The sequence below is a fragment of the Pseudomonas sp. JE3303 genome (assembly GCF_056312565.1).
The window spans coordinates 269,089-285,629 of record NZ_JBWGIF010000005.1 but is presented as its reverse complement, the minus strand read 5'-3'; the positions used below and the strand labels follow the sequence as shown (position 1 = coordinate 285,629).

General features: G+C 58.3%; 12 protein-coding genes and 1 tRNA gene. All 13 read left to right on the top strand.

Features of this window, described 5'->3' with window-relative positions:
* A partial coding sequence (gene tuf / locus AC0ZZU_RS09730) for an elongation factor Tu (protein WP_476340332.1) occupies nt 1-1,143 on the top strand: 1,143 nt, incomplete at its 5' end.
* 55 nt (nt 1,144-1,198) lie between these two features.
* A tRNA-Trp gene (locus tag AC0ZZU_RS09725) sits at nt 1,199-1,274 on the top strand.
* Between the two features lie 44 nt (nt 1,275-1,318).
* Nucleotides 1,319-1,687: a preprotein translocase subunit SecE gene (gene secE / locus AC0ZZU_RS09720; protein WP_476340330.1), complete on the top strand. Its 369-nt coding sequence runs from the start codon at nt 1,319-1,321 to the stop codon at nt 1,685-1,687.
* Nucleotides 1,688-1,696: 9 nt separating this feature from the next.
* A complete protein-coding gene (nusG, locus tag AC0ZZU_RS09715; RefSeq protein ID WP_158462093.1) occupies nt 1,697-2,230 on the top strand; it encodes a transcription termination/antitermination protein NusG in 534 nt (177 codons plus the stop codon).
* Between the two features lie 119 nt (nt 2,231-2,349).
* Nucleotides 2,350-2,781, top strand: coding sequence for a 50S ribosomal protein L11 (gene rplK, locus AC0ZZU_RS09710; RefSeq protein WP_017901523.1), 432 nt, complete (start codon nt 2,350-2,352; stop codon nt 2,779-2,781).
* A complete protein-coding gene (gene rplA, locus AC0ZZU_RS09705; protein ID WP_158462092.1) occupies nt 2,781-3,476 on the top strand; it encodes a 50S ribosomal protein L1 in 696 nt (231 codons plus the stop codon). Before rplK ends, rplA begins: the two co-directional genes overlap by 1 nt.
* A 198-nt stretch (nt 3,477-3,674) precedes the next feature.
* Entirely contained in the window at nt 3,675-4,175 is a 501-nt protein-coding gene (gene rplJ / locus AC0ZZU_RS09700; RefSeq protein ID WP_158462090.1) for a 50S ribosomal protein L10, read from the top strand.
* A 78-nt stretch (nt 4,176-4,253) separates the two neighbouring features.
* Nucleotides 4,254-4,619, top strand: coding sequence for a 50S ribosomal protein L7/L12 (gene rplL, locus AC0ZZU_RS09695; protein WP_476340328.1), 366 nt, complete (start codon nt 4,254-4,256; stop codon nt 4,617-4,619).
* 218 nt (nt 4,620-4,837) lie between these two features.
* Nucleotides 4,838-8,911 (top strand): DNA-directed RNA polymerase subunit beta, encoded by a 4,074-nt coding sequence (gene rpoB, locus AC0ZZU_RS09690; protein WP_476340326.1) that lies wholly within the window; start codon nt 4,838-4,840, stop codon nt 8,909-8,911.
* 65 nt (nt 8,912-8,976) lie between these two features.
* The gene (gene rpoC, locus AC0ZZU_RS09685) at nt 8,977-13,176 is read left to right on the top strand and encodes a DNA-directed RNA polymerase subunit beta' (protein WP_476340325.1); all 4,200 of its coding nucleotides are present in this window, start codon (nt 8,977-8,979) and stop codon (nt 13,174-13,176) included.
* A gap of 212 nt (nt 13,177-13,388) precedes the next feature.
* A complete protein-coding gene (rpsL, locus tag AC0ZZU_RS09680; RefSeq protein ID WP_003186084.1) occupies nt 13,389-13,760 on the top strand; it encodes a 30S ribosomal protein S12 in 372 nt (123 codons plus the stop codon).
* Nucleotides 13,761-13,878: 118 nt separating this feature from the next.
* Nucleotides 13,879-14,349, top strand: a complete 471-nt coding sequence (gene rpsG, locus AC0ZZU_RS09675) for a 30S ribosomal protein S7 (protein WP_003246741.1) — start codon at nt 13,879-13,881, stop codon at nt 14,347-14,349.
* A 30-nt stretch (nt 14,350-14,379) separates the two neighbouring features.
* Nucleotides 14,380-16,524 carry an elongation factor G gene (gene fusA / locus AC0ZZU_RS09670; protein ID WP_476340324.1) on the top strand — a complete coding sequence of 715 codons (2,145 nt, stop codon included), beginning with the start codon at nt 14,380-14,382 and terminating at the stop codon, nt 16,522-16,524.
* Nucleotides 16,525-16,541 lie beyond the last annotated feature (17 nt).

The window sequence follows — 16,541 nt, the reverse complement described above, 5'->3', positions numbered from 1 at the left end:
ATCGGCCACGTTGACCACGGTAAGACCACTCTGACCGCTGCTCTGACTCGCGTCTGCTCCGAAGTATTCGGTTCGGCCGTCGTCGACTTCGACAAGATCGACAGCGCCCCAGAAGAAAAAGCTCGCGGTATCACCATCAACACCGCGCACGTCGAGTACAACTCGAAGATCCGTCACTACGCTCACGTCGACTGCCCAGGTCACGCTGACTACGTGAAGAACATGATCACCGGTGCTGCGCAGATGGACGGCGCGATCCTGGTTTGTTCGGCCGCTGATGGTCCGATGCCACAGACCCGTGAGCACATCCTGCTGTCCCGCCAGGTAGGCGTTCCGTACATCGTGGTCTTCCTGAACAAGGCTGACCTGGTAGACGACGCTGAGCTGCTGGAACTGGTCGAGATGGAAGTTCGCGACCTGCTGTCCACCTATGACTTCCCAGGCGACGACACCCCGATCATCATCGGTTCGGCTCGTATGGCGCTGGAAGGCAAAGACGACAACGAAATGGGCACCACCGCTGTCAAGAAGCTGGTTGAGACTCTGGACAGCTACATCCCGGAGCCTGAGCGTGCTATCGACAAGCCGTTCCTGATGCCGATCGAAGACGTGTTCTCGATCTCGGGTCGTGGTACCGTTGTTACCGGCCGTATCGAGCGTGGCATCGTCCGCGTTCAGGACTCGCTGGAGATCGTTGGTCTGCGTGACACCACCACCACCACCTGCACCGGTGTTGAGATGTTCCGCAAGCTGCTCGACGAAGGTCGTGCTGGCGAGAACTGCGGCGTTCTGCTGCGTGGTACCAAGCGTGACGACGTTGAGCGTGGCCAGGTTCTGGTCAAGCCAGGTTCGGTCAAGCCGCACACCAAGTTCACCGCAGAAGTCTACGTTCTGTCGAAGGAAGAAGGCGGTCGTCACACTCCGTTCTTCAAAGGCTACCGTCCTCAGTTCTACTTCCGTACTACTGACGTGACTGGTAACTGCCAGCTGCCAGAAGGCGTTGAAATGGTAATGCCAGGTGACAACATCCAGATGGAAGTCACCCTGATCAAGACCATCGCAATGGAAGACGGCCTGCGTTTCGCCATCCGTGAAGGCGGTCGTACCGTCGGTGCTGGTGTTGTAGCTAAGATTATCGAATAAGTAGTTGATTTTTCTCAATCAGGCCGACATAATGGTCGGCCTGATACAGCGTTATAGGTCAGTAGCTCAATTGGCAGAGCGACGGTCTCCAAAACCGTAGGTTGGGGGTTCGATTCCCTCCTGACCTGCCATTCACCTCGGTGTGATTGGCTTTCTTCTCACAGGATCCTCCTTGATGACTCCCAAAACTGAAGCCCAAGTATCGCGTTTTGACCTGATCAAATGGGTGGCTGTTGTAGCTTTGGTGGTTGTCGGCGTTGTAGGCAACCAATACTACTCCGCGGCTCCAATCCTGTATCGCGTACTCGCTCTCCTTGCTCTTGCTGCTATCGCAGGCTTTGTTGCCTTGCAGACTGCCAAGGGTAAGTCGTTCTTTGTGCTTGCGAAGGAAGCTCGTGCCGAGATTCGTAAAGTCGTGTGGCCAACCCGCCAAGAAACCATGCAGACCACGCTTATCGTGGTGGTCGTTGTGCTGGTTATGGCGTTGCTGTTGTGGGGTCTTGATTCCCTGCTCGGTTGGTTGGTTTCCTTGATTGTTGGCTAAGGGTGTCCCGTGGCTAAGCGTTGGTACGTTGTGCATGCTTACTCGGGTTACGAGAAGCATGTAATGCGCTCGCTGATCGAGCGCGTAAAGCTTGCTGGCATGGAAGACGGTTTCGGCGAAATTCTGGTTCCGACCGAAGAAGTCGTCGAGATGCGCAATGGCCAGAAGCGTAAAAGTGAACGCAAGTTCTTCCCAGGTTACGTCCTGGTCCAGATGGACATGAACGAAGGCACTTGGCACTTGGTCAAGGATACCCCTCGCGTCATGGGCTTCATCGGTGGCACTGCAGACAAGCCTGCGCCGATCACCGACAAGGAAGCCGAGGCCATTCTGCGCCGCGTTGCCGATGGTAGCGACAAGCCTAGGCCGAAAACCTTGTTTGAGCCAGGTGAAGTGGTTCGCGTCACTGACGGTCCATTTGCCGATTTCAACGGTACCGTTGAAGAAGTTAACTACGAAAAGAGCCGGCTCCAAGTGGCGGTGCTCATTTTCGGTCGCTCTACCCCGGTGGAGCTCGAGTTCGGTCAGGTCGAGAAGGTCTAATCGAACGAAGCATCCCATACCCCGCAGCCCTATGTGCTGCGGGGTTTTGTCGTCACTGGGATAAAACGTACGTCATCCGGGGAGCCATCTGGCGCTTGTACCCGATTTTGGAGTAGCTCATGGCTAAGAAGATTCAGGCTTACATCAAGCTGCAAGTAAAGGCCGGCCAGGCCAACCCAAGCCCACCCGTTGGTCCAGCACTGGGTCAACATGGTGTGAACATCATGGAATTCTGCAAGGCCTTCAACGCCCGTACCCAGGGTCAAGAAGCCGGCCTGCCGACTCCAGTGATCATCACTGTATACAGTGACCGTAGCTTCACCTTCGAAACCAAGAGCACCCCTGCTTCGGTTCTGCTGAAGAAAGCTGCTGGCCTGACCAGCGGTTCGGCTCGTCCGAACACCGTCAAGGTCGGTACCGTGACCCGTGCTCAGCTGGAAGAGATCGCCAAGACCAAGAATGCCGATCTGACTGCCGCTGACCTCGATGCAGCCGTGCGTACCATCGCCGGTTCTGCTCGCAGCATGGGCCTCAACGTGGAGGGTGTGTAATGGCTAAGCTGACCAAGCGCCAAAAGGCCATTGCTTCGAAAATCGAAGCTGGCAAAGTCTACAACTTCGAAGAAGCAGCTGTGCTGCTGGCTGAACTGTCCGCCGTGAAGTTCACCGAATCCTTCGACGTTGCTGTCAACCTCGGCGTTGACCCGCGTAAATCCGACCAGGTCGTTCGTAGCGCTACCGTGCTGCCACACGGCACTGGCAAGACCGTACGCGTTGCTGTCTTCACCCAGGGTCCAGCTGCCGAGGCCGCTCTGGCTGCCGGCGCTGACCGTGTAGGCATGGACGATCTGGCTGCAGAAATGAAAGCCGGCGACCTGAACTACGACGTCGTCATTGCTTCCCCGGACGCAATGCGTGTTGTAGGCCAGTTGGGTCAGGTTCTGGGTCCTCGCGGCCTGATGCCTAACCCGAAGGTTGGTACCGTATCCCCAGACGTAGCCACCGCGGTCAAAAACGCCAAGGCTGGTCAGGTTCGCTACCGTACCGACAAGAACGGTATCATCCACACCTCCGTTGGCAAGGTCGGCTTCGAAGCTGGCAAGCTGAAGGAAAACGTTGAAGCCCTGATCGCTGATCTGAAGCGTATCAAGCCAGCTTCCTCGAAAGGTATCTACGTCAAGCGCGTTACCCTGAGCACCACCATGGGCCCAGGTCTGGTCATCGACCAGAGCTCGCTGGACGCGTAAGACAAAACTGGCGCGAGCGATCGCGCCGGTTGCAAAAATTGGGGTCCCTGCCTGGCGGGGGCTATCCAAGACCGTAGGCGGCGCAAGCCTTAAACCACCAGCCTACGCAGATGGTGCTCCCGGTTCCTTACCGAATCAGACACCAAAACGACATCCGGCTTCGGCCAGATGAAACGGTAACAAGCAGGAGTTTTACCCGTGGCAATTAAACTCGAAGACAAGAAGGCCATCGTCGCTGAAGTCAACGAGGCTGCCAAAGTCGCTCTGTCCGCTGTCGTGGCTGATGCCCGTGGTGTGACTGTAGGCGCAATGACCGGACTCCGCAAAGAGGCTCGTGAAGCTGGCGTATACGTACGTGTCGTACGTAACACCCTGCTCAAGCGCGCTGTTGCTGACACTGAATACAGTGTCCTCAACGACGCCTTCACTGGCCCTACCCTGATCGCTTTCTCCAACGAACACCCGGGCGCTGCTGCTCGTCTGTTCGCTGAGTTCGCCAAGGGTCAGAGCAAGTTCGAGATCAAGGCAGCTGCGTTCGACGGCAAGTTCCTTGCCGCAGACCAGATCGACGTGTTGGCTTCCCTGCCGACCCGCGACGAGGCTATTGCGAAGCTGATGAGCGTGATCCAAGGCGCAACCAGCAAGCTGGCTCGTACCCTGGCAGCCGTTCGCGACCAGAAAGAAGCTGCTGCTGCCTAAGGCACCGCAAGCCCTTTCGAAATCATACGTTTAATTTGATGGCTGCGTAGGCTGTCACCCCAATACAGGATTTAAGTCATGTCTCTGACTAACGAGCAAATCATCGAAGCAATCGGCCAGAAAACCGTTCTGGAAGTTGTTGAGCTGATCAAAGCAATGGAAGAAACCTTCGGCGTTACCGCTGCTGTCGCCTCTGCTGGCCCAGCTGCTGCCGCTGCCGTTGTTGAAGAACAAACCGAGTTCAACGTTGTTCTGCTGGAAGCTGGCGAGAAGAAAGTCAACGTCATCAAGGCCGTTCGTGAACTGACCGGTCTGGGCCTGAAAGAAGCCAAAGAGAAAGTTGACACCGCTCCTCAGATCGTCGCCGAAGGCGTGTCGAAAGACGCTGCTGAAGACGCCAAGAAGAAGCTGGAAGAAGCAGGCGCCAAAGTCGAAGTCAAGTAACTCTCGACTGTGCGTCTCCAGCCCGAGCGATAAGCGAAAGGCTGATGGCTGGTGGCTCATGCCACCGGCCTTTTTCCGTTATTGGCGGCCGACCAGGTCGGCCCCGATGACGTGCTCCAACCACCTGACCGGTGGCGCAAACCATGGGGTTTGCAGATTTTCTGGCTGCTCCCGTCGGGAGAAGCCAAACAAGCAGGTGACCAAGCTGGGGAACGCTGATGGCTTACTCATACACTGAGAAAAAACGTATCCGCAAGGACTTTAGCAAGTTGCCGGACGTCATGGATGTGCCTTACCTCCTGGCCATCCAGCTGGATTCGTATCGTGAATTCCTGCAGGCAGGAGCGACCAAGGACCAGTTCCGCGACGTCGGGCTGCACGCGGCCTTCAAGTCGGTTTTCCCGATCATCAGCTACTCCGGCAATGCTGCCTTGGAGTACGTTGGCTATCGTCTGGGCGAGCCGGCTTTCGACGTCAAGGAATGCGTCCTGCGCGGCGTGACCTTCGCCGTGCCTCTGCGGGTGAAAGTCCGCCTGATCATCTTCGACAAGGAATCGTCGAACAAAGCGATCAAGGACATCAAAGAGCAAGAAGTCTACATGGGTGAAATCCCCCTGATGACTGAAAACGGTACCTTCGTTATCAACGGTACCGAGCGTGTAATCGTTTCCCAGCTGCACCGTTCGCCAGGTGTGTTCTTCGACCACGACCGTGGCAAGACTCACAGCTCCGGCAAGCTGCTGTACTCGGCGCGTATCATTCCTTACCGCGGTTCGTGGCTGGACTTCGAGTTCGATCCGAAGGACTGCGTGTTCGTTCGTATCGACCGTCGCCGCAAGCTGCCGGCCTCCGTACTGCTGCGCGCCCTTGGCTACAGCACCGAGGAGGTCCTGAACGCCTTCTACACCACCAACGTACTCCACGTCTCGGGCGAGAAGCTGAGCCTGGAGCTGGTGCCACAGCGCCTGCGTGGTGAAGTCGCGGTCATGGACATTCACGACGAGACCGGCAAGGTCATCGTCGAGCAGGGTCGCCGTATCACTGCGCGCCACATCAACCAGCTCGAAAAAGCTGGCGTGAAGCAGCTGGACGTGCCGATGGAATACGTCCTGGGCCGCACCACTGCCAAGGCTATCGTGCACCCGGCTACCGGCGAGATCCTGTGCGAGTGCAACACCGAGCTGACCACCGAGCTGCTGATCAAGATCGCCAAGGCTCAGGTTGTCCGCATCGAGACCCTGTACACCAACGACATCGACTGCGGTCCGTTCATCTCGGACACCCTGAAGATCGACTCCACCAGCAATCAGCTGGAAGCGCTGGTCGAGATCTACCGCATGATGCGTCCAGGCGAGCCACCTACCAAGGATGCCGCCGAGACCCTGTTCAACAACCTGTTCTTCAGCGCCGAGCGCTACGACCTCTCCGCTGTAGGTCGCATGAAGTTCAACCGTCGTATCGGTCGTACCGAAATCGAAGGTTCGGGCGTGCTGAGCAAGGAAGACATCGTCGAGGTCCTCAAGACCCTGGTCGACATCCGTAACGGCAAAGGTATCGTCGACGACATCGACCACCTGGGTAACCGTCGCGTGCGTTGTGTCGGCGAGATGGCCGAGAACCAGTTCCGTGTTGGCCTGGTGCGCGTCGAGCGTGCGGTCAAGGAACGTCTGTCGATGGCCGAAAGCGAAGGCCTGATGCCGCAAGACCTGATCAACGCCAAGCCGGTAGCGGCGGCGGTGAAGGAGTTCTTCGGTTCCAGCCAGCTCTCGCAGTTCATGGACCAGAACAACCCGCTCTCCGAGATCACCCACAAGCGCCGTGTCTCCGCACTCGGTCCTGGCGGTCTGACCCGTGAGCGCGCCGGCTTCGAAGTCCGTGACGTACACCCGACCCACTACGGCCGCGTGTGCCCGATCGAGACGCCTGAAGGTCCGAACATCGGTCTGATCAACTCCCTGGCGGCCTATGCCCGCACCAACCAGTACGGCTTCCTCGAGAGCCCGTACCGCGTTGTGAAAGAGGGTGTGGTCTCGGACGATATCGTGTTCCTGTCCGCGATCGAAGAAGCTGATCACGTCATCGCCCAGGCTTCGGCCACGATGAACGAGAAGAAGCAGCTGATCGACGAGCTGGTAGCGGTTCGTCACCTGAACGAATTCACCGTCAAGGCGCCGGAAGACGTCACCTTGATGGACGTTTCGCCGAAGCAGGTTGTCTCGGTTGCAGCGTCGCTGATTCCGTTCCTCGAGCACGACGACGCCAACCGTGCGTTGATGGGTTCGAACATGCAGCGTCAGGCAGTCCCGACCCTGCGCGCCGACAAGCCGCTGGTAGGTACCGGCATGGAGCGCAACGTCGCCCGTGACTCCGGTGTCTGCGTGGTAGCTCGCCGCGGTGGTGTGATCGACTCCGTCGACGCCAGCCGTGTGGTCGTTCGCGTTGCCGACGACGAAGTCGAGACCGGCGAAGCGGGTGTCGACATCTACAACCTGACCAAGTACACCCGTTCGAACCAGAACACCTGCATCAACCAGCGTCCGCTGGTGAACAAGGGTGATGTGGTTCAGCGCGGCGACATCATGGCCGATGGTCCGTCCACCGACATGGGTGAACTGGCTCTGGGCCAGAACATGCGCATCGCGTTCATGGCGTGGAACGGCTTCAACTTCGAAGACTCCATCTGCCTCTCCGAGCGTGTGGTCCAGGAAGACCGCTTCACCACGATCCACATCCAGGAACTGACCTGTGTGGCTCGTGACACCAAGCTTGGCCCAGAGGAAATCACTGCGGACATCCCGAACGTGGGTGAAGCCGCACTGAACAAGCTGGACGAAGCCGGTATCGTCTATGTAGGTGCCGAAGTCGGCGCTGGCGACATCCTGGTCGGCAAGGTCACTCCGAAAGGCGAGACCCAGCTGACTCCGGAAGAAAAACTGCTGCGCGCAATCTTCGGCGAGAAGGCCAGCGACGTCAAAGACACCTCCCTGCGCGTGCCGACAGGCACCAAGGGTACTGTTATCGACGTACAGGTCTTCACCCGTGACGGCGTCGAGCGCGACAGCCGTGCGCTGTCGATCGAGAAGATGCAGCTGGACGAGATCCGCAAGGACCTCAACGAAGAGTTCCGCATCGTAGAGGGCGCGACCTTCGAACGTCTGCGTTCTGCCCTGAACGGCCAGCTGGTCGACGGTGGCGCGGGCCTGAAGAAAGGCACCGTGGTCAGCGACGAAGTACTGGACGGTCTGGAGCACGGCCAGTGGTTCAAGCTGCGCATGGCCGAAGACGCGCTGAACGATCAGCTCGAGAAGGCCCAGGCCTACATCGTCGATCGCCGCCGTCTGCTGGACGACAAGTTCGAAGACAAGAAGCGCAAGCTGCAGCAGGGCGATGACCTGGCACCGGGCGTACTGAAGATCGTCAAGGTCTACCTGGCAATCCGTCGCCGCATCCAGCCGGGCGACAAGATGGCCGGCCGTCACGGTAACAAAGGTGTGGTCTCGGTGATCATGCCGGTCGAAGACATGCCGCACGACGCCAACGGTACTCCGGTCGACGTGGTCCTGAACCCGTTGGGCGTACCATCGCGTATGAACGTCGGTCAGATCCTTGAAACCCACCTGGGCCTCGCGGCCAAGGGCCTGGGCGAGAAGATCAACCGCATGATCGAAGAGCAGCGCAAGGCCGCTGAGCTGCGCACCTTCCTGACCGAGATCTACAACGAGATCGGTGGTCGTCAGGAGAACCTTGCGGAATTCACCGACAAGGAAATCCTCGACCTGGCGCATAACCTCAAGGGCGGTGTGCCAATGGCTACCCCGGTCTTCGACGGTGCCAAGGAAAGCGAGATCAAGGCCATGCTGAAACTGGCCGATATGCCAGAGAGCGGCCAGATGGTGCTGTTCGATGGTCGTACCGGCAACAAGTTCGAGCGTCCTGTGACCGTTGGTTACATGTACATGCTCAAGCTGAACCACTTGGTGGACGACAAGATGCACGCGCGTTCCACTGGTTCTTACAGCCTGGTTACCCAGCAGCCGCTGGGTGGTAAGGCGCAGTTCGGTGGTCAGCGTTTCGGGGAGATGGAAGTGTGGGCGCTGGAAGCATACGGCGCGGCATACACCCTGCAAGAAATGCTCACAGTGAAGTCGGACGACGTGAACGGCCGTACCAAGATGTACAAGAACATCGTGGATGGCGATCACCGTATGGAGCCGGGCATGCCCGAGTCCTTCAACGTGTTGATCAAAGAGATCCGTTCGCTCGGTATCGACATCGATCTGGAAACCGAATAACACGTGACGCGAATCGGGAGCGGGGCTGATACAGCCCGCTCTCTGCTCCGCCAGGAGGAAAGGCCTTGAAAGACCTACTGAATTTGCTGAAAAACCAGGGTCAAGTCGAAGAGTTCGATGCTATCCGCATCGGCCTCGCGTCGCCTGAGATGATCCGTTCGTGGTCGTTCGGTGAAGTAAAAAAGCCGGAAACCATCAACTACCGTACGTTCAAGCCTGAGCGTGACGGTCTGTTCTGCGCCAAGATCTTTGGCCCAGTCAAGGACTACGAGTGCCTGTGCGGCAAGTACAAGCGCCTCAAGCACCGCGGTGTGATCTGCGAGAAGTGCGGCGTTGAAGTCGCCCTGGCCAAGGTCCGTCGTGAGCGCATGGCGCACATCGAACTGGCCTCGCCGGTTGCCCACATCTGGTTCCTGAAGTCGCTGCCGTCGCGTATCGGCTTGCTAATGGACATGACCCTGCGTGATATCGAGCGCGTTCTCTATTTCGAGAGCTACGTCGTAATCGACCCGGGCATGACCACCCTCGAGAAGGGTCAGCTGCTCAATGACGAGCAGTACTTCGAAGCGCTGGAAGAGTTCGGTGACGACTTTGATGCCCGCATGGGTGCCGAAGCTGTCCGCGAGCTGCTGCACGCTATCGACCTGGAGCACGAGATTGGCCGCCTGCGCGAAGAAATCCCGCAGACCAACTCCGAGACCAAGATCAAGAAGCTGTCCAAGCGTCTGAAGCTGATGGAGGCCTTCCAGGGCTCGGGCAACCTGCCTGAGTGGATGGTCCTGACCGTTCTGCCGGTTCTGCCGCCAGACCTGCGTCCGCTGGTTCCGCTTGATGGCGGTCGCTTCGCGACCTCCGACCTGAACGACCTGTATCGTCGGGTGATCAACCGTAACAACCGTCTGAAGCGCCTGCTCGACCTGTCCGCGCCGGACATCATCGTGCGCAACGAAAAGCGCATGCTGCAGGAAGCGGTCGACGCACTGCTCGATAACGGCCGTCGTGGCCGCGCCATCACTGGCTCGAACAAGCGTCCTCTGAAATCCCTGGCCGACATGATCAAGGGTAAGCAAGGTCGTTTCCGTCAGAACTTGCTCGGCAAGCGTGTCGACTACTCCGGCCGTTCGGTAATTACCGTAGGTCCGACCCTGCGTCTGCACCAGTGCGGTCTGCCGAAGAAGATGGCTCTCGAGCTGTTCAAGCCGTTCATTTTCGGCAAGCTGGAAATGCGTGGTCTGGCGACCACCATCAAGGCCGCCAAGAAGATGGTCGAGCGCGAGCTGCCGGAAGTGTGGGACGTTCTCGCCGAAGTGATTCGCGAACACCCCGTGCTGCTCAACCGTGCACCGACCCTTCACCGTCTGGGCATCCAGGCGTTTGAACCGGTACTGATCGAAGGCAAGGCCATCCAGCTGCACCCGCTGGTCTGTGCTGCGTACAACGCCGACTTCGACGGTGACCAGATGGCCGTTCACGTGCCGCTGACGCTGGAAGCCCAGCTCGAAGCGCGCGCGCTGATGATGTCGACCAACAACATCCTGTCGCCAGCCAACGGTGAGCCGATCATCGTTCCTTCGCAGGACGTTGTACTGGGTCTGTACTACATGACCCGTGAAGCCATCAACGCCAAGGGCGAAGGCCGCGTGTTCGCGGACCTGCAGGAAGTCGACCGCGTATTCCGCGCCGGCGAAGCTGCCCTGCACGCCAAGATCAAGGTTCGTATCAACGAAACCGTGAACGACCGTGATGGCGGCAGCGTCAAGAACACCCGTATCGTCGACACCACCGTCGGCCGTGCACTGCTGTTCCAGGTTGTACCACCAGGTCTGTCGTACGACGTGGTCAACCAGCCAATGAAGAAAAAGGCGATCTCCAAGCTGATCAACCAGTGCTACCGCGTGGTTGGTCTTAAAGAGACCGTGATCTTCGCTGACCAGCTGATGTACACCGGCTTTGCCTACTCGACCATCTCCGGCGTTTCCATCGGTGTCAACGACTTCGTTATCCCGGACGAGAAAGCCCGCATCATCGGTACCGCTACCGACGAAGTGAAAGAGATCGAGAGCCAGTACGCCTCCGGCCTGGTAACCCAGGGCGAGAAGTACAACAAGGTCATCGACTTGTGGTCCAAGGCGAACGACGAAGTCTCCAAGGCGATGATGGCCAACCTCTCGAAAGAGCGGGTCATCGACCGCAATGGCGACGAAGTCGAGCAAGAGTCCTTCAACTCGATGTACATGATGGCTGACTCCGGTGCCCGGGGTTCGGCAGCTCAGATTCGTCAGTTGGCCGGTATGCGTGGCCTGATGGCCAAGCCGGACGGCTCGATCATCGAGACGCCGATCACCGCGAACTTCCGTGAAGGCCTGAGCGTACTGCAGTACTTCATCTCGACTCACGGTGCTCGTAAGGGTCTGGCGGATACCGCGTTGAAAACCGCGAACTCCGGTTACCTGACTCGCCGTCTGGTGGACGTTGCCCAGGACCTGGTCGTTACCGAGATCGACTGCGGTACCGAGCAAGGCCTGCTGATGACGCCGCACATTGAAGGCGGTGACGTCGTAGAGCCGCTGGGTGAGCGTGTACTGGGCCGTGTCATCGCCCGTGACGTGTTCAAGCCAGGCACCGACGACGTGATCGTTCCTGCCGGCACCCTGGTCGACGAGAAGTGGGTCGAGTTCATCGAGCTGAACAGCATCGACGAAGTGATCGTGCGTTCGCCGATCAGCTGCGAAACCCGCTATGGCATCTGCGCCAAGTGCTACGGCCGTGACCTGGCTCGTGGTCACCAGGTGAACATCGGTGAAGCTGTCGGCGTTATCGCTGCACAGTCGATCGGTGAGCCGGGTACCCAGCTGACCATGCGTACGTTCCACATCGGTGGTGCTGCAAGCCGTACTTCGGCTGCCGACAGCGTCCAGGTGAAGAACGGCGGTATGGTCCGTCTGCATAACCTCAAGCAGGTAGAACGTGCTGATGGCAACCTGGTTGCCGTATCGCGTTCTGGCGAGCTGGCCATTGCCGACGAATTCGGCCGTGAGCGTGAGCGCTACAAGCTGCCTTACGGTGCAGTGATTTCGGTCAAGGAAGGTGACAAGGTCGACGCTGGCGCCATCGTCGCCAAGTGGGACCCGCACACCCACCCGATCGTGACCGAGATGAAAGGTACCGTGACCTTCGTGGGCATGGAAGAAAACATCACCATCAAGCGTCAGACTGACGAATTGACCGGTTTGACCAACATTGAAGTCCTGGACGTCAAAGACCGTCCGGCCGCAGGCAAGGAAATCCGTCCTGCAATCAAGATGGTCGACGCCAATGGCAAGGATCTGCTGCTGCCAGGTACCGACGTACCGGCCCAGTACTTCCTGCCGGCGAACGCCCTGGTCGGTGTTGCCGACGGTGCACAGATCGGTGTTGGTGACGTTATCGCGCGTATCCCGCAAGAGACGTCGAAGACCCGTGACATCACCGGTGGTCTGCCACGGGTTGCCGACCTGTTCGAAGCCCGTCGTCCGAAAGAAGCCTCGATCCTGGCTGAAGTCAGCGGCACCATTGCCTTCGGTAAAGAGACCAAGGGCAAGCGCCGTCTGGTCATCACTCCGAACGATGGTACCGATCCGTACGAAGAGCTGATTCCGAAGTGGCGCCACCTGAACGTCTTCGAAGGCGAACAGGTAAACCGCGGCGAAGTCATCTCCGACGGCCCGAGCGATCCGCACGATATCCTACGTCTGCTGGGTGTGAGCGCGCTGGCCAAGTACATCGTCAACGAGATCCAGGACGTTTACCGTCTGCAAGGCGTGAAGATCAACGACAAGCACATCGAGACCATCCTGCGTCAGATGTTGCGCAAGGTCGAGATCAGCGAGTCGGGCGATTCCAGCTTCATCAAGGGCGACCAGATGGAACTGACCCACGTGCTGGTCGAGAACGAGCGTCTGGCCGGTGATGACAAGTTCATCTCGAAGTTCTCGCGCGTGCTGCTGGGTATCACCAAGGCGTCGTTGTCGACCGAATCGTTCATCTCGGCGGCTTCCTTCCAGGAAACCACCCGTGTACTGACCGAAGCGGCGGTAACCGGCAAGCGCGACTACCTGCGCGGCCTGAAAGAGAACGTGGTCGTGGGTCGTCTGATCCCGGCTGGTACCGGTCTGGCCTACCACAGCGAGCGCAAGCGCCGCCGTGAAGCCGACAAACCGCTGCGTGTAAGCGCCAGTGAGGTGGAAGCCGCACTGACCGAAGCACTGAACTCAAGCGGTAACTGAGTACAGGGCAGGGCCCCGGCAACCCCCTGAAGGGCATCGGCGACACAAAATGTTGCCGATGACTGGAGGGGGGAGGCTGGGGCCTTGTCTTGACTGGGTGCAAGATCCTCCGTAGACTTTTGTACCCTTAAATTCGGTAGGGCTCCGTCCTGCCGTTTTTTGGCTTTTCTTGCAAGACAATAGCGTCGCAAGACAAACAGTGGAGCTAGTAGATGGCAACTATCAACCAGCTGGTACGTCAGCCGCGTAAGCGTATCGTCGAGAAATCCGACGTACCTGCGCTGCAGAACTGCCCGCAACGTCGTGGCGTGTGCACCCGCGTGTACACCACCACGCCGAAAAAACCTAACTCGGCACTGCGTAAAGTATGCCGTGTGCGTCTGACCAACGGTTTCGAGGTTTCCTCGTACATCGGCGGTGAAGGCCACAACCTGCAAGAGCACAGCGTCGTCCTGATTCGTGGCGGCCGTGTAAAAGACTTGCCAGGTGTTCGTTACCACACCGTTCGCGGCTCTCTGGATACCTCCGGCGTCAAAGGCCGTAACCAGGGTCGTTCGAAGTACGGTACCAAGCGTCCGAAGTAATCGGCCGTTTGCGGTAATTTGCAGTCAATCATTTTTATTGAGTCGATAAGAGTAAGGTCGGGCGCGCACCGCAAGGTCGAGTCCCGGGCTAACCTGAAGACCGTTTGAGGGCTTATCAATGCCAAGACGTCGTGTAGCAGCCAAGCGTGAGATTCTGGACGATCCGAAATACGGAAGCCAGATCCTCGCCAAGTTCATGAACCACGTGATGGAAAGCGGCAAGAAGGCCGTAGCCGAGCGCATCGTTTACGGTGCCCTGGATACCGTCAAAGCACGCAAGAACAGCGATCCCCTGGAGATCTTCGAGAAAGCTCTCGACGCCATCGCTCCGCTGGTCGAAGTAAAGTCCCGCCGTGTCGGCGGTGCCACTTACCAGGTTCCGGTCGAAGTTCGTCCATCGCGTCGTAACGCTCTGGCAATGCGCTGGCTCGTAGACTACGCCCGCAAGCGTGGCGAGAAGTCCATGGCCCTGCGCCTGGCCGGCGAACTGCTGGATGCCGCTGAAGGCAAAGGTGCTGCAGTCAAGAAGCGTGAAGACGTGCACCGTATGGCTGAAGCCAACAAAGCATTCTCGCACTACCGCTTCTAATTCAAGCATCAATCATTTTGCGAGGGCTTTATGGCTCGTACTACAGCAATCAACCGCTACCGTAACATTGGTATTTGCGCGCACGTTGACGCGGGCAAGACTACCACTACCGAGCGGATCCTGTTCTACACAGGCCTGAGCCACAAGATGGGCGAGGTGCATGACGGCGCCGCGACCACCGACTGGATGGTGCAGGAGCAGGAGCGGGGTATTACCATTACCTCCGCTGCCGTTACCACCTTCTGGAAAGGTTCTACCGGTCAGTACGACAACTACCGCGTAAACGTCATCGATACCCCTGGCCACGTTGACTTCACCATTGAAGTTGAGCGTTCGCTGCGTGTACTCGACGGCGCGGTCGTTGTGTTCTGCGGTACCTCCGGCGTTGAGCCGCAGTCCGAAACCGTATGGCGTCAAGCCAACAAATACGGCGTTCCACGTGTTGTCTACGTGAACAAGATGGACCGTGCCGGCGCTGACTTCCTGCGCGTTATCGGCCAGATCAAGAACCGCCTGGGTCACACCCCGGTTCCGATCCAGCTGGCAATCGGTTCCGAAGACAACTTCCAGGGTCAGATCGATCTGATCAAGATGAAAGCTGTCTACTGGAACGACGACGACAAGGGTACTTCGCCGCGCGAGGAAGAAATTCCTGCCGACATGCTTGAGTTGGCTCAAGAGTGGCGCTCCAACATGGTTGAAGCGGCTGCCGAGTCCAGCGAAGAGCTGATGAACAAGTACCTGGAAGGCGAAGAGCTGACCATCGACGAAATCAAGGCAGGCCTGCGTGCGCGCACCCTCGCCAGCGAAATCGTCCCGGCTGTCTGCGGTTCGTCGTTCAAGAACAAGGGTGTTCCCCTGGTTCTCGACGCCGTCATCGACTTTCTGCCTGCTCCTACCGAAATTCCTGCGATCAAGGGTATCAACCCGGATGACAAGGAACTCGACAAGGAAGACCCGGCAGTTCGTCACGTGGAGCGTCACGCTTCCGATGACGAGCCGTTCTCGGCTCTGGCGTTCAAGATTGCCACCGACCCGTTCGTTGGTACTCTGACTTTCGTGCGCGTCTACTCGGGCTTCCTGAGCTCGGGCGACTCCGTGATCAACTCGGTCAAGGGCAAGAAAGAGCGCGTCGGCCGTATGGTGCAGATGCACGCCAACCAGCGTGAAGAGATCAAGGAAGTACGCGCTGGCGACATCGCTGCTCTGATCGGCATGAAGGACGTCACCACTGGTGACACCCTGTGCAACGCCGACCAGCCGGTCATCCTCGAGCGTATGGACTTCCCGGAGCCTGTGATTTCGGTTGCTGTCGAGCCGAAGACCAAGCAGGACCAGGAAAAGATGGGTATCGCACTGGGCAAACTGGCTCAGGAAGACCCGTCGTTCCGCGTCAAGACCGATGAAGAAACCGGTCAGACCATCATCTCCGGTATGGGTGAGCTGCACCTGGACATCCTCGTTGACCGCATGAAGCGCGAGTTCAACGTCGAGGCCAACATCGGCAAGCCGCAGGTTTCGTACCGCGAGAAGATCACCAAGTCCAACGTCGAGATCGAAGGCAAGTTCGTTCGTCAGTCGGGTGGTCGTGGTCAGTTCGGTCACTGCTGGATCCGCTTCGCGGAGCCGGACGTGGACGAAAAAGGCAACATCACCGAAGGTCTGGTGTTCACCAACGAAGTCGTTGGTGGTGTGATTCCTAAGGAATTCATCGCCCCGATCCAGAAGGGTATCGAAGAGCAGATGAAGAACGGCGTCGTCGCCGGCTATCCTCTGATCGGCCTGAAGGCCACGGTATTCGACGGTTCGTACCATGACGTCGACTCCAACGAGATGGCGTTCAAGATCGCTGCTTCGATGGCAACCAAGCAACTGGCCCAGAAGGGCGGTGGCGTGGTTCTCGAGCCGATCATGAAGGTCGAAGTTGTAACCCCTGAAGACTACATGGGTGACGTGATGGGTGACCTGAACCGTCGTCGTGGTCTGATCCAGGGTATGGATGATTCGGTCTCCGGCAAGGTTGTCCGTGCTGAAGTTCCGCTCGGGGAAATGTTCGGTTACGCGACCGACGTTCGTTCCATGTCTCAGGGTCGCGCGAGCTACTCCATGGAATTCTCCAAATACGCCGAAGCTCCGTCGAACATCGTCGAAGCTCTCGTTAAAAAACAAGGCTGATTCAGCCCCTTTAGGCT